Here is a 13,422-nt window from a genome sequence, read left to right on the forward strand (position 1 = left end):
ACCAGATTCGTATTCGCGAAGATGGCGTGAAAAGGCGCTGGATCGAGCCAGAGTTCAGCTACCAGATCGCACTGCAGGAATGTCGGGCACGCTGTGTGTGGGACGCAGGTGCATGACCACGTCAACCGCCCAGGCACAAATCCAGCACAACCAACCAGTCCAAAGCGTATGGCTTTGGAAATGCGCGCCGCGCATCTGCTGGGCGAAGCCCAAGACCGTGCCTGCGCACAGTGCGCAAGCGAGCCAGACGCGTGCGGCGCGCGGCTGGCTCCTGCGCAATGCGAAGTAGCCGCCGACGAATGCGAAACCCGCTGATGCGTGCCCTCCTGGAAAGCACTTCCCGGCGCCGCCGTCAGCCAAGCCCCACGTCCAGTGCGAGACATACCGTGCGACGCCACCGAATTCGTTGAGGTCCCAGGGGCAACTGGTGGCGCTGGCGTACCTGATGCTCGTCACCAAGGCCACCGCCGCCAAGGTGGTGATCGCCAGTTGCAGGCGCTCAGGGCGGCTCGTCGTGCGCAGCACCCAGAAGGGCCACCAAATGGCGAATACCAGTACCAACACGAGGGCCCAAGCCAGACGTCGTGCGTCCTCGTGCATGACCTGCACCAGGAACCAGTTGCTACGCAAGGGGAATCCCTGGCTACCGCCAAATACATGTGCAAGCGCCCGATCCATGCCGGACGCATCCCACAAAATCAGCGCAGTAAGCGAGACGATTGTCCATAGAAGAAGGTGCCAAAAATTCTTCTGCGCAGATGATTCTGGGTGTGCTGAAGGGTCGAAGTGAACAGGCATGCTGTGCTTTAAGCGGAATGACTTGAGCGCGAATGAAGCGAATCGTGCAATCTACCAAAGAGACAGTTCATGCGGGCCAACTCCTGCAAAAATGCCATCATGCGGATATTGGTAGTCGAAGACGATGCGGGCATCGCCAATGGACTTGTTGTGAACCTCAGCAAGCGTGGATATGCCGTGGACCTGTGCTCCAGCGTGGCTGGTGCCTGGGGCGCCCTGTGCAGCGAGCGTTTTGCTGCCGTCGTGCTTGATCTCGGTTTGGTGGATGGAGATGGTGAAGAGCTGCTCCAGCGTTTGCGCGCGAGTCCCGTTCTGGATGACCGCATCGGGCAGCTGCCGGACCCTGCCACGCCAGTGCTGATCATGACGGCACGCGACGGGGTGGAGCAGCGCATTGCCGGGCTCGACAAAGGGGCGGACGATTACCTCGTCAAACCCTTTGATGTGAATGAACTTGGTGCACGCTTGCGTGCGCTGCTGCGCCGTTCGGTGGGCCGTGCGCAGCCGCTGGTGGAGCATGGGGACATTTCCTTGGACCCGGCAACCCGTACCGTTCTTCGTGCCGGTCAGCAAGTCGATGTGTCGCCGCGCGAATTTGCCATCCTGCTCGTATTGCTGGAAGCGCGTGGTCACGTGCTGTCGCGCGCGCAACTGGAGGAGCGCCTCTACAGTTGGAACACCGCCATCGAGAGCAATGCCATTGAAGTCCATATTCACCATTTGCGCCGCAAGTTGGGCAATGGGCTGATCCAGACCATGCGCGGTGTGGGCTACTTTGTCCCCAGGAGTGCAGATTGAAGTTCCCTCTCGCCTGGCGAGAGGCCTCGTTGATGCGCCAACTGCTGCTGTGGTCCTTGGGCGCGCTGGTAGTCGTATGGGGATGCTTCGTATTCCTTGCGTACCGAACGGGAATAGAAGAGGCCGATGAGCTGACCGATGGGCATCTGGCCAGCGTCGCGGTACTTTTGCTAGGCATTCAGGACTTGCCGTCATTGAGGCAGGTACCAGAAGTCCTGCGGCTGCGCCAGGAGCGACTCAAAAACCACGATTATCAGCAATCGTTCAGTGTGCTTGTGTGGGATGCGCAGGGCAAACTGCGCTGGCGCAGCGGCGCTGCGCCAGTGATCGTCTTTGATCCCGGTGAAGGCTACGCAACACTGCTGGCGGGCGATGAGCAGCAAGCTTGGCGAACCTTCTCGCAGTGGAACCAAGAACACACGCAAAAAATCGCGGTCATGCTCTTGTTGGAGAAGCGCGATGCGCTTGCCCAGGATATCGCGGGCCAGATGATGGAGCCTGGACTGTGGTTGCTGCCCGTCGTGGCCCTTGCGTTGGGCCTTGCCATTTCGCGGGGGCTGCTGCCCCTCGTTGAACTCTCCGACGAGGTGGCGGCGCTGGACGTACAGAGTGCGAACAGCCTGGTGGCGCGCCATCCGGTGCGGGAATTTGATTCCGTAGTGGCCTCGATCAACACATTGCTTGAGCGCCAGCAGCAAGCCTTGCTGCGCGAACGGCGGCTTGCAAGCGAGATAGCGCATGAGCTGCGTACGCCACTCACGTCTATCGTTCTGCAAGTACAAGCGCTGGAGGCAGACCCCAGGTTTCAAGCACAGGGCGACGTATTGGCGCGTATTCGATTGGACACCCTGCGTGCCGGTCACGTGTTGACGCAGCTCCTGGCCTTGGCACGGTCAAGCCGAGGTGGTGCGGGAGGCGCGCCGGAGCTTGTAGACATCACCCAGCTCGTGCGCCTCGTCGCTGCGCAATACGCCCAATCTGCCTGGAAACGACGTGACTCCATCGAAGTGCAAGCTCCGATGTCCGTACGCGTAGTCGGTCAGCCGATGCTGCTGGACATCGCCCTACGCAATTTGGTCGAAAATGCATTGCGCCATACGCCAAAAGGAACGCGCATCAGCATCCAGTGCGGAGCCGTTGGCGAAGGAGGGGCAGCATGGCTGCAGGTGTGCGACGATGGGCGGCGCGCCAATGCGGATGCCGACCCTCCACCTGCCGACAGCCTTCACCTGGGGCACGAAATTGTCGGGCGAGTGGCTGCTGCACATGGGGCGGTTTTTTCGGCTGCTCCTGCGCCTACCCCCTACACCACCTGCTACCGGATCGATTTCCCTGCCAACGCTTGCCAAGGGCTTGGCTAAAATGCAGAGTTACCAAGCGGTTACATGTCGTGTGCCGCGTCCTACTACTTTCACCGGATACACAAGATCATGCCTCTCGTCTCGATGCGACAGCTCCTGGACCACGCCGCCGAATGTGGCTACGGCATTCCCGCTTTCAACGTCAACAATCTTGAACAGGTGCAGGCTGTCATGGCAGCCGCTGATGAAACGGGTGCGCCGGTGATTCTTCAGGCCAGTGCCGGTGCGCGCAAATATGCCGGGGAAGCCTTTGTCAAGCACCTGATCCAGGCTGCGTGCGAAGCCTACCCCCACATTCCGCTGGTCATGCACCAAGACCATGGCACATCGCCCGCCATTTGCCAGGGTGCGCTCACTCTGGGATTTGGCTCGGTGATGATGGACGGCTCGCTGATGGAGGATGGCAAGACGCCGTCGTCCTTCGACTACAACGTGGACGTGACACGCAAGGTCGTCGCCATGGCCCATAAGGTAGGTGCCACGGTTGAAGGAGAGCTGGGTTGTCTGGGTTCGCTGGAAACTGGAGAGGCGGGTGAGGAAGACGGCGTGGGAGCGGTAGGCAAACTCGACCACAGCCAGATGCTCACCGACCCTGAGGAAGCGGCCCAATTTGTCAAAGCGACCCAGCTCGACGCGCTGGCCATTGCCATTGGCACCAGCCACGGCGCCTACAAGTTCACGCGCAAGCCCACGGGCGACATTCTGGCCATCAGCCGTGTCCAGGCGATCAATGCCCGCATTCCCAACACCCACTTGGTGATGCACGGGAGTTCCAGCGTCCCGCAAGACTTGCTTGCCATCATCAACCAGTACGGTGGCAAGATGAAGGAGACCTATGGCGTGCCGGTTGAGGAGATCCAGAAGGCCATCCAGTTCGGGGTGCGCAAGATCAACATCGACACAGACATTCGCCTGGCCATGACGGGCGCGGTACGCAAGTTTCTGGCAGAGAACCCGGAAAAATTCGACGCCCGTGAATGGCTCAAGCCTGCGCGCGAGGCGGCCAAGGCCATCTGCAAACAGCGCTATATCGAGTTTGGTTGCGAAGGCCAGGGCGGCAAGATCAAGGGCGTGTCGCTGAGCGTGATGGCGCAGCGGTACGCCGCAGGCGACTTGGCCCAAGTCGTGAACTGAAAGTCCAGCATCCCATCCCGTGCAAACCGGCAGCCTCGTGCTGCCAGTTTTGTATTGAGGCACTTCTCGACAGAAACGTATCCGATGGGCGATAGAAGCCGAATATTCTTAATGTAAGCTCGCGGTCAGTTAACCCGTGCGGGCTGGGGTACTGAGCGGAGCCTCCTGGCTAGGCGCTATCGCGCATGCAAGCCTCCGGGGTGCCGGTGCAACGATTTTGAAACTCGGAGGAGGCGATTCATGCAAACAAGCCCAACACCAGCGGTGCAGTGCATCGGCGTGCCCAGGGAAACCTTCCACGGCGAAAAGCGTGTGGCCACCGTGCCGGACGCGGTGGAAAAACTCGTCAAACTCGGTTTCAAGGTCGCTGTTGAGTCTGGCGCTGGCGATGCAGCCCATTGCAGCGATGACACTTACCGCGCCGCAGGCGCAGAGGTGTTGCCAAGTGCCGCCGCGCTGTGGGCTGCTTCGGATATTGTGCTCAAGGTCCGTCCGCCAAGCAGTGACGAAGTCGCGCTGATGCGCGAAGGCGGCACGCTCATCGGGTTTATCTGGCCTGCGCAGAACCCGGAATTGGTGCAGCAGCTCACGGCCAGGAAAGCCACGGTACTGGCCATTGACTGCCTGCCGCGGACCTTGAGCCGCGCACAGAAGATGGACGCGCTGACCTCTACCGCCGGTGTGAGCGGTTACCGCGCCGTCATTGAAGCGGCCAACGCCTTCGGCCGCTATTTCAACGGCCAGATCACGGCAGCGGGCAAGGTGCCTCCGGCCAAAGTGTTCATTGCCGGTGCGGGCGTCGCGGGCCTGGCAGCCATTGGCACGGCAGCCAGCCTGGGCGCCATCGTGCGCGCCAACGATACACGCGCCGAGGTGGCCGACCAGGTCAAGTCGCTGGGTGGCGAGTTCATCAAAGTCGACTATGAGGAAGATGGTGCCGGCGGGGGTGGTTACGCCAAGGTGATGAGCGAGGGTTTTCAGGCCGCGCAGCGCCAGATGTATGCCACACAGGCGAAGGACGCTGACATCATCATCACCACGGCGCTGATCCCCGGCAAGCCGGCGCCCAAGCTCATCACCGCCGAGATGGTGCAGTCAATGAAGCCCGGCAGCGTGATCGTGGACATGGCTGCCGAGCAGGGCGGCAACTGCGAGCTGACCGTCCCGGGTGAAGCCGTGGAGCGCCACGGCGTGACCATCATTGGCTACACCGACCTGCCCTCGCGCCTGGCCAAGCAATCGTCCACGCTGTATGCCAACAACCTGTTGCGCCTGGTCGAAGAATTGTGCAAGGCCAAGGATGGCGTGGCCGTGGTCAACATGGAAGACGATGCGATCCGTGGCCTTACCGTCACCAAGGACGGCGCCATCACCTGGCCGGCACCGCCACTCAAGGCGGCGCCGGCTCCCGCGCCCAAGCCAGCGGCTGTGCCCGTGGCCGAGAAGAAGGGCGGCCACGGTCATGGCGGCCCCGTGCCTGCCAAGAATCTGGCCATCATCTTTGCCGTGGCCGCGCTGGCGTTCTGGTTCATCGGAGCCTATGCGCCTGCCGCTTTCCTGGGGCACCTGACGGTGTTCGTGCTCGCCTGCTTTATTGGCTACATGGTGGTGTGGAACGTGACGCCTGCGCTGCATACGCCGCTGATGAGCGTGACCAACGCCATTTCCAGCATCATCGCCATCGGTGCGCTGGTGCAGATCGCACCGCCGGAAGCGGCCGTCAATGGGCGCCCGGGTGGGTTGATCCTCTGGCTGGCTTTTGCCGCCCTCGTGCTCACGTCCGTCAATATGTTCGGCGGCTTTGCCGTGACGCGCCGCATGCTTGCCATGTTCCGCAAATAAGAACACGACACCACTAGAACAAGCTAGGAAAGACGCACATGTCCCAAAGTCTCGTCACGGTGGCGTATATCGGCGCCGCCATTCTCTTCATCCTGAGCCTGGGGGGGTTATCCCATCCGGAAAGCTCGCGGCGCGGGAATCTGTTAGGCATGGTCGGCATGGCATTGGCCGTGTTGGCCACGGTGTTCGGCCCGCGCGTGGGTAGCGCGGGCATCGCCTGGATCGTCGGGGCGCTGGTCGTCGGCGGCAGCATTGGCCTGTATGCGGCCAAGGTTGTGAAGATGACGCAAATGCCCGAGCTGATCGCACTCATGCACAGCCTGGTGGGTCTGGCGGCCTGCATTGTGGGCTTTGCCAGCTACGTGGATACCTCGCTTCAGTTGCAAGGTACGGAAAAAACCATCCACGAGGTGGAGATCTACATCGGCATCCTGATTGGCGCGATCACCTTCTCGGGTTCGCTGATTGCCTTCGGCAAGCTCAACGGCAAGATCGGTGGCAAGCCACTTCTATTGCCCGCGCGCCATTGGCTCAACCTGGTTGCGCTGCTGTTGGTGATCTGGTTTGGCAAGCAATTCTTGGTTGCGCACGACGTGCAGGCCGGCATGCTGCCGCTGATCGTGATGGCCGCCATTGCCTTGCTGCTTGGCGTCCACATGGTCATGGCCATTGGCGGTGCCGATATGCCGGTGGTGGTGTCCATGCTCAACAGCTACTCGGGCTGGGCCGCTGCGGCCACGGGCTTCATGCTGGGCAATGACCTGCTGATCGTGACCGGTGCGCTGGTGGGGTCCTCGGGCGCCATCCTGTCCTACATCATGTGCAATGCGATGAACCGCAACTTCATCAGCGTGATCGCGGGCGGCTTCGGCTCAGGCGGCGGCAAGCCTGCCAAGAAGGGCGAGGTTGCCGAGCCCCAGGGTGAAGTGGTGCCCGTCAGTTCCGCCGAGACCGCCGAGCTGTTGCGCGATGCCAAGAGCGTCATCATCGTGCCCGGCTATGGCATGGCGGTGGCCCAAGCGCAGCACACGGTGTACGAAATTACGCAAACCCTGCGCGAGCGAGGTGTCAATGTGCGCTTCGGCATCCACCCGGTCGCCGGTCGCATGCCCGGCCACATGAACGTGCTGCTGGCCGAGGCGAAGGTGCCCTACGACATCGTGATGGAAATGGATGAGATCAACGAGGACTTCCCCGACACCGATGTGGCCATGGTGATCGGTGCCAACGACATCGTGAACCCGAGCGCGCTGGATGACCCGTCCAGCCCGATTGCCGGAATGCCAGTGCTTCAAGTATGGAAGGCCAAGACCTCGATCGTGATGAAGCGCTCCATGGCCTCGGGCTATGCGGGAGTGGACAACCCACTCTTCTACAAGGACAACAACCGCATGCTGTTTGGTGACGCCAAGAAGATGCTCGACGAGGTGCTGGTGGCGCTCAAGAGCTGACGAGGCAGAAAAAAGTATGACCGTGCCAAATAATTTTGGCACGGTCAAAACTACGCGAAAGTAGACCAGGAGATTTTGGAGATGACCGAGCGCATTTGGCTGAAAAGTTACCCGACGGGCGTGCCCGCCGACATCGATCCCGGGCAGTATCCGTCCCTTGTTGCGCTGATGGAAGAGGCCTTCCGCACGCATGCGCTCAAGACCGCGTACAGCTTCATGGGCAAGGACATCACCTATGCCCAGGCCGATTCGCTGAGCAGCGCCTTTGCCGCTTATCTGCAGAGTCTTGGCTTGGTCAAGGGCGACCGGGTCGCCTTGATGATGCCCAATGTGCCGCAGTACCCGGTGGCGGTGGCAGCGGTGCTGCGCGCTGGCTACGTGGTGGTGAACGTGAACCCCATGTACACGCCGCGCGAGCTTGAGCACCAGTTGCGCGACTCGGGTGCCAAGGCGATGGTGATTCTGGAAAATTTCGCCACCACCTTGCAGGCTTGCCTGGCCGATACACCGATCAAGCACATCGTTGTTTGCAGCATGGGCGATCAACTTGGGCTGCTCAAGGGGGCGTTGGTCAACTACGTGGTGCGCAACGTCAAGAAGATGGTGCCTCCCTGGAACCTGCCGGGCGCGGTGCGGTTCAACGAGGCCGTGGCGCGCGGCACGCGTGGCGTACTCAAGCAGCCTGAGATCAGGCCAGACGACATTGCACTGCTGCAGTACACCGGCGGAACCACGGGTGTGAGCAAGGGCGCCGTGCTGCTGCACCGCAACGTGATTGCCAACGTGTTGCAGTCCGAAGCCTGGAACTCCCCGGTCATGAAACTGGTGCCTGAGGGCGAGCAGCCCACCAGCATTTGCGCGCTGCCGCTGTACCACATCTTCGCCTTCACGGTGAACATGATGCTCAGCATGCGCACCGGTGGGAAAACCATTCTGATTCCCAATCCGCGCGATTTGTCGGCGGTGCTCAAGGAACTGTCCAAGCAGCGTTTTCACAGCTTTCCTGCGGTCAACACGCTGTTCAACGGCCTGGCGAACCACCCGGATTTCAGTACTGTCGACTGGAGTCACCTCAAGGTGTCCGTGGGTGGCGGCATGGCCGTGCAGGGCGCGGTGGCCAAGCTCTGGCTTGATAAAACGGGCTGTCCGATTTGCGAAGGCTACGGTCTCTCTGAAACCAGCCCCTCTGTCAGCTGCAATCCGGTCACGAACAAGGAATTCACGGGCACGATCGGCGTGCCGCTGCCGAGCACCTACATGAAGCTGCTGGACGACGAAGGGCAAGCTGTCAGCGCTCTGGGGCAGTCGGGCGAGATTGCCATCAAGGGGCCGCAGGTGATGGCGGGCTACTGGCAACGCCCGGACGAGACGGCCAAGGTCATGACCGACGACGGTTACTTCAAGTCTGGCGACATCGGCATCATGGACGAGCGCGGCTACTTCAAAATTGTGGACCGCAAGAAAGATATGGTGTTGGTGAGCGGCTTCAACGTCTACCCCAATGAGGTGGAAGAGGTGGTGGCCGAGTGCCCAGGCGTGCTGGAGTGCGCGGTCGTCGGGGTACCCGATGAAAAAACCGGGGAAGCCGTCAAGCTCGTGATCGTCAGGAAGTCTCCAGAACTGACGGAGGCACAGGTGCGCGCGTTCTGCCGCACCAATCTCACGGGCTACAAGCAGCCGCGCGTGATCGAGTTTCGTGAGGAATTGCCCAAAACACCGGTAGGCAAGATTTTGCGGCGCGAACTGCGCGACAAGAAGTAATCCGCGCCCCGAGCCATTCCGGCCCCTGCTGCCCTGGGGCGGGACCCCATGATGCCGCGCTGGCGCACGGCAGCCTGCACCTTCCGAAGGTTCTATGGCGCCGATCTGAGGTAAACAGACGCGTGCGCAAAGCGCGTAGGCTCTGCACCCTGGCGCTTCGCAAGAGCCCCAGGGTTTTCTTTTGTCCGATTCTTTCCCAGCATGACCACCGCCATCCTCAGCGCATTACCCGAAGAACAATCCGGCCTGCTGGCGCGACTGGAGCAGGGCCAGCGCCTGGTGCACGCCGGGCGCGTGTTCTGGCGCGGCAGCCTGCATGGGCACAGCGTCGTGCTGGCGCTTTCGGGGATTGGCAAGGTGGCGGCGGCGACGACCGCCACCGTGCTGATCGAGCGCTTTCGCGTGGCGCGCATTGTGTTCACCGGGGTGGCGGGTGGGGTGGGTGAGGGCGTCGCCGTCGGGGACATTGTGGTGGCGCAGGACTACGTGCAGCACGACATGGACGTCTCGCCTCTGTTCGAGCGCTGGCGCGTGCCGGGGTACGAGGGGGTTTGCCTTCCGTGTGACCCCACGCTGACCGCTATTCTTTCCGAAGCTGTCAACGTATGCCTGGTAAGCGCTGGCAGCTATTTCGACCATGAATTCATGGACACGGCCCCACGCCTGCACCTGGGGCTGGTGGCCAGTGGCGACCGCTTCGTCACCTGCTCCGAGGTGGCGCGCGCACTGCGCGATCCGCTGGTGGCGGCCGGCCACGACGTGTTGGCTGTGGAAATGGAAGGCGCTGCCGTCGCCCAGGTGTGCCTGGACTACCAACTGCCGTTCGCAGCGGTGCGCACGGTATCGGACCGCGCCGACGCCAGCGCGCATGTCGATTTTCCGGCGTTCATGGAAAAAGTGGCCAGCCGCTACGCCGAGCGCATCGTGCAGCAGTTTTTAGAAGAGCTTCAAAAACAATAGCTGAACGCGCTTGCCCCATAAGCGCCAAAGCCTGTTTTAACCAGATTTTCCAAATGGGCGTAGCCCCTTCAGCGCCACCGGGGAACCGGCTTTGCCGGGCCACCGGTGGCGGCCCCCTCAGGGGAAGGCGCGCAGCGCCGCAGGGGGAGCCTATTTCAGCCAGCCGCGCCTTCTGAAGTACCACATGGGCACCAGGGCGCTGGCCAGCATCAGCACCAGCACATAGGGGTAGCCCAGTGTCCAGTCCAGCTCCGGCATGAACTTGAAGTTCATGCCGTAGATACTGGCGATCAAGGTGGGTGGCAGCAGCGCCACGCTGGCCACCGAGAAGATCTTGATGATCTTGTTCTGGTTGATGTTGATGAAACCGACGGTGGCGTCCATCAAGAAGTTGATTTTGTCGAACAGAAAGGCGGTGTGGCTGTCGAGCGATTCGATGTCACGCAAAATTTGCCGCGCTTCCTCGAACTGCTCGGCGTTGAGCATCTTGCTGCGCATCATGAAGCTGACCGCGCGGCGCGTATCCATCACGTTGCGGCGGATGCGGCCGTTCAGGTCTTCCTGGCGGGCGATGGCGCCCAGCACTTCGCCAGCGCGCTCGTCGGTCACGTCGCCGGACAGCACCTGGGTGCTGACCTCCTTCAAGTCGTCGTAAATGCCTTCGAGCGTGTCGGCCGAGTATTCGGCGTCGGCGTCAAAGAGCTTGAGCAGCACGTCGCGTGCGTCTTCGATGAGCCCCGGCGCGCGCCGGGCACGCAGGCGCAGCAGGCGAAACACGGGGATGTCTTCGTCGTGAATCGAGAACAGCACGCCCTTGCTGCGCAGGTCAGGGTTGGTGAGGTTGAGGATGAAGGCGACGCGCACCGAGCGCGAGTCTTCGTCGTCGTCAATGAGGAAGTCACTGCGGATGTGCAGTTCACCGTTGTCTTCTTCGTAAAAACGCGCCGACTCTTCGATGTCGGTGTCCATCGCGTCGTGTGGAATCGACAGGCCGTAGTACTGCGTGACCCAGCGCTTTTCGTCTGGCGTGGGGGCGTCCAGGTCCACCCAGATGGGCTGGAACCTGGAGAGCTCTTCGAGCGACTCGATTTCTTCCTGAACGAGCCGCCCGTTGGCGAGCGTGAAGATGTTGAGCATGGGCTCACTCCCTGGATACGAGGCCGGTGGCTGGGGCGGATGGGGCGCTTTCAGCCCCGGTGCTGGCCTGGGAGCTGAAAGCTATCGACTGGGATAGGCTTCCATGGGTCTTGGTAAGAATTAAGACGCGCGATTATGGCATTGGCGTGGCAACGCCAGGCCCCGCCAGAGCCCTGGCGCGGCACAAATCGGCCCAGGCGGCGCTTTTCGATTCGGGACTGCGCAGCAGAAAATGGGGGCCAAAGGTGACCACAACGGGCACTCCCGCAATCGCCAGCGCTGCGCCGCGCAACTTGCCCAGAGGCTCGCTGCGCGCCAAGGCGGCACGCACCGCGCCGCGCCCCATTACCAGGACAACGGAAGGTGCAAAGGCCTCGACATGGTGCGCAATGACCGTGGCTGCGTCGCTCTCACTGCCGTTTGCGGCGCTGGGGTCCGCCTGGTGCACGCTGCACAGCGCCACACGGGGGTGGTGGTGCAACTGCAGGGCGTGCAGCATGTTGCCCAGCAAGCGCTCGGCGGCTTGCGCCGCGCCGTCGCCCGCCGCAAACGCTTCTGCGACGACCAACCAACCCGCGCCGAGCGCGGGTGGGGCGAGCGACGGGTCGGCCTCTGGGTAGAGCAGGCGCGGTGCCTGCACCTGCCAGTGGGTGGTGGCTGTGGCGCCGCGGTCCTGGCTGCGGAGCGGATGCGGCCCGGGCGCCGCGCGCAACGCCCGGGCCGGCGGCTCCTCGTGCGGTGCAGGTGTGGCCTCGACCGTCGGGTGGGTGGCCGCTGCCGGGTTCGGGCGTGCCATGGCACCTGCCTGCGCGTGGGGTGTGGGCCAGACGCGCACGCCCATGTCGAGCAGCATGGCGCGTTGGCGGGCGTCCAGTGTCTTCACAGTTCCAAGCTCATCACAATGGCATCTTCACGCCCGCCGCTTGCTGCCGGGTAGTAGCGTGGCCGTTCGCCAACCCGGCGAAAACCATGGCTTTGGTACAAAGCGCGTGCTGGCGCGTTGCTGGCGCGCACTTCCAACCAGAGCCAGTGGGCGCCCTGGGCGCGCGACCACAGCACCAGCGCGTCGAGCAGCAGGCGTGCCCAACCCTGGCGCTGAAAGGCGGGCGCCACCGTGAGGTTGAGCAAATGCGTTTCCTCCACACCGCGCATGGCGACGTAGTAACCGAGCAAATGCTCGCCCGCGCACAGGAGCTGCACGGCATAGCCGCTGGCGAGCGAATCGGTGAAATTGCCACGTGTCCAGGGAAATTCGTAGGCTTGCGCCTCGATTTCCAGCACCTGTTCCAGGCGGCCCAGCGTGAGCGTCTCCAGCCGCACCTCGGGTCGGCCAGGGGGGTGCGCCAGGATGCTGCTCATGGGGTGATCTCCGCACTGCGCGTTGCGGATGTTCTTAGGGTGGCCCGGCGCGCGCTCATATTTTTTCCCTCTGTGCGGCGCGCTCGGCGGTGGTTTGCGCCACCTTGTCGCGTACGTACAAGGGCAGCGCTGCGCTGGCAGGCTGTCCCAGGCCGCGTGCCAGCAACCGCGGGGCCAGGCGCAGCAAGGCCTGTGCCTGCGGCAAGGCATCCACGTGCCGTGCATGGGGCGCGAGGCGCTGGCCATAGACGTTCAGCGCATTGCCGGCCACGGTCCAGCCTTCGGGGACCTGCACCGCCTCCGGGGCGCACACGGCAAAGTCGCCGCTGCCATGCCATCCGTGCTCACCAAACTCGTAGCGTGCGCTGTAGACCTCGTCCATGCGCGCATCGAGCACCGCCACGACCTGCGTGCAGCCGCAGCGCTCGCGTGCATCTTCGGCCACGGCGAGCAAGGTATCGACTGGCAAGACGGCGACCCCCAGACCGCCGCGTGCGCCGAAGGCAAGCCCCTGTACCACGGAGCACGCCGTGCGCACGCCGGTGAACGAGCCCGGCCCGCGCCCGAATACCAGCGCATCCAGCGCGTCAAGCGAAAGATCTGCCTGCGCCAGCAGGCTGCGAACCGTGGGAATCAGGTGGGTGGAGGCCTGCGCGCCGCCTGCGCCGCTGTACGTCCATACGCGCGACGCGTGCTGCACCGCGACGGACAAATGCGCGGTACTTGTGTCCAGGGCGAGCAGGTTCAGGGGCAAAGACAAAGCCATGGGCGGATTATCCGTGTGCCGGACGATGCTGGTTGCGCGCATAAACTTGGCGCCC

12 protein-coding genes are annotated in these 13,422 nt (G+C 62.6%); 7 read left to right on the plus strand and 5 right to left on the minus strand.

Features of this window, described 5'->3' with window-relative positions:
- Nucleotides 1–54: 54 nt before the first annotated feature.
- Nucleotides 55–630 (minus strand): phosphatase PAP2 family protein, encoded by a 576-nt coding sequence (locus D3F03_RS13080; protein WP_425453130.1) that lies wholly within the window; start codon nt 628–630, stop codon nt 55–57.
- Nucleotides 631–897: 267 nt separating this feature from the next.
- Here D3F03_RS13080 and D3F03_RS13085 point away from each other — a divergent pair, with 267 nt between their 5' ends.
- From D3F03_RS13085 to D3F03_RS13115, 7 genes are all read left to right on the plus strand, one after another.
- On the plus strand, nt 898–1,596 hold the full coding sequence (locus D3F03_RS13085; RefSeq protein ID WP_119109914.1) for a winged helix-turn-helix domain-containing protein: 699 nt from the start codon (nt 898–900) through the stop codon (nt 1,594–1,596).
- 32 nt (nt 1,597–1,628) lie between these two features.
- Complete coding sequence (locus D3F03_RS13090; protein ID WP_119109850.1) at nt 1,629–2,957, plus strand: histidine kinase dimerization/phospho-acceptor domain-containing protein; 1,329 nt, start codon at nt 1,629–1,631, stop codon at nt 2,955–2,957.
- 69 nt (nt 2,958–3,026) lie between these two features.
- Complete coding sequence (gene fba / locus D3F03_RS13095; protein ID WP_119109851.1) at nt 3,027–4,091, plus strand: class II fructose-bisphosphate aldolase; 1,065 nt, start codon at nt 3,027–3,029, stop codon at nt 4,089–4,091.
- A 240-nt stretch (nt 4,092–4,331) separates the two neighbouring features.
- Nucleotides 4,332–5,933 carry a Re/Si-specific NAD(P)(+) transhydrogenase subunit alpha gene (locus D3F03_RS13100; RefSeq protein ID WP_119109852.1) on the plus strand — a complete coding sequence of 534 codons (1,602 nt, stop codon included), beginning with the start codon at nt 4,332–4,334 and terminating at the stop codon, nt 5,931–5,933.
- Nucleotides 5,934–5,971: 38 nt separating this feature from the next.
- Nucleotides 5,972–7,384: a Re/Si-specific NAD(P)(+) transhydrogenase subunit beta gene (pntB, locus tag D3F03_RS13105; protein ID WP_119109853.1), complete on the plus strand. Its 1,413-nt coding sequence runs from the start codon at nt 5,972–5,974 to the stop codon at nt 7,382–7,384.
- Nucleotides 7,385–7,465: 81 nt separating this feature from the next.
- A complete protein-coding gene (locus tag D3F03_RS13110) occupies nt 7,466–9,145 on the plus strand; it encodes a long-chain-fatty-acid--CoA ligase (RefSeq protein ID WP_119109854.1) in 1,680 nt (559 codons plus the stop codon).
- A 201-nt stretch (nt 9,146–9,346) separates the two neighbouring features.
- Nucleotides 9,347–10,105, plus strand: a complete 759-nt coding sequence (locus tag D3F03_RS13115) for a 5'-methylthioadenosine/adenosylhomocysteine nucleosidase (protein ID WP_119109855.1) — start codon at nt 9,347–9,349, stop codon at nt 10,103–10,105.
- A 150-nt stretch (nt 10,106–10,255) separates the two neighbouring features.
- Here the strand turns inward: D3F03_RS13115 and corA are convergent, their stop codons facing one another.
- The 4 genes from corA to tsaB form a co-directional block, all read right to left on the minus strand.
- A complete protein-coding gene (gene corA, locus D3F03_RS13120; RefSeq protein ID WP_119109856.1) occupies nt 10,256–11,242 on the minus strand; it encodes a magnesium/cobalt transporter CorA in 987 nt (328 codons plus the stop codon).
- 133 nt (nt 11,243–11,375) lie between these two features.
- A complete protein-coding gene (locus tag D3F03_RS13125; RefSeq protein WP_119109857.1) occupies nt 11,376–12,125 on the minus strand; it encodes a uracil-DNA glycosylase family protein in 750 nt (249 codons plus the stop codon).
- Nucleotides 12,122–12,601, minus strand: coding sequence for a ribosomal protein S18-alanine N-acetyltransferase (gene rimI / locus D3F03_RS13130; protein ID WP_119109858.1), 480 nt, complete (start codon nt 12,599–12,601; stop codon nt 12,122–12,124). Before rimI ends, D3F03_RS13125 begins: the two co-directional genes overlap by 4 nt.
- A gap of 55 nt (nt 12,602–12,656) precedes the next feature.
- Entirely contained in the window at nt 12,657–13,349 is a 693-nt protein-coding gene (gene tsaB, locus D3F03_RS13135) for a tRNA (adenosine(37)-N6)-threonylcarbamoyltransferase complex dimerization subunit type 1 TsaB (RefSeq protein ID WP_119109915.1), read from the minus strand.
- Nucleotides 13,350–13,422: the final 73 nt, after the last annotated feature.

It is taken from the genome of Simplicispira hankyongi (genome assembly GCF_003570885.1).
GTDB classification, from domain to species: domain Bacteria; phylum Pseudomonadota; class Gammaproteobacteria; order Burkholderiales; family Burkholderiaceae_C; genus Simplicispira; species Simplicispira hankyongi.

Coding starts and splice junctions, on each gene's coding strand:
- rimI (WP_119109858.1), bottom strand. CDS start 12,601: ATGAGCAGCATCCTGGCGCACCCCCCTGGCCGACCCGAGGTGCGGCTG.
- D3F03_RS13090 (WP_119109850.1), top strand. CDS start 1,629: ATGCGCCAACTGCTGCTGTGGTCCTTGGGCGCGCTGGTAGTCGTATGG.
- D3F03_RS13085 (WP_119109914.1), top strand. CDS start 898: ATGCGGATATTGGTAGTCGAAGACGATGCGGGCATCGCCAATGGACTT.
- fba (WP_119109851.1), top strand. CDS start 3,027: ATGCCTCTCGTCTCGATGCGACAGCTCCTGGACCACGCCGCCGAATGT.
- D3F03_RS13110 (WP_119109854.1), top strand. CDS start 7,466: ATGACCGAGCGCATTTGGCTGAAAAGTTACCCGACGGGCGTGCCCGCC.
- D3F03_RS13100 (WP_119109852.1), top strand. CDS start 4,332: ATGCAAACAAGCCCAACACCAGCGGTGCAGTGCATCGGCGTGCCCAGG.
- D3F03_RS13115 (WP_119109855.1), top strand. CDS start 9,347: ATGACCACCGCCATCCTCAGCGCATTACCCGAAGAACAATCCGGCCTG.
- pntB (WP_119109853.1), top strand. CDS start 5,972: ATGTCCCAAAGTCTCGTCACGGTGGCGTATATCGGCGCCGCCATTCTC.
- corA (WP_119109856.1), bottom strand. CDS start 11,242: ATGCTCAACATCTTCACGCTCGCCAACGGGCGGCTCGTTCAGGAAGAA.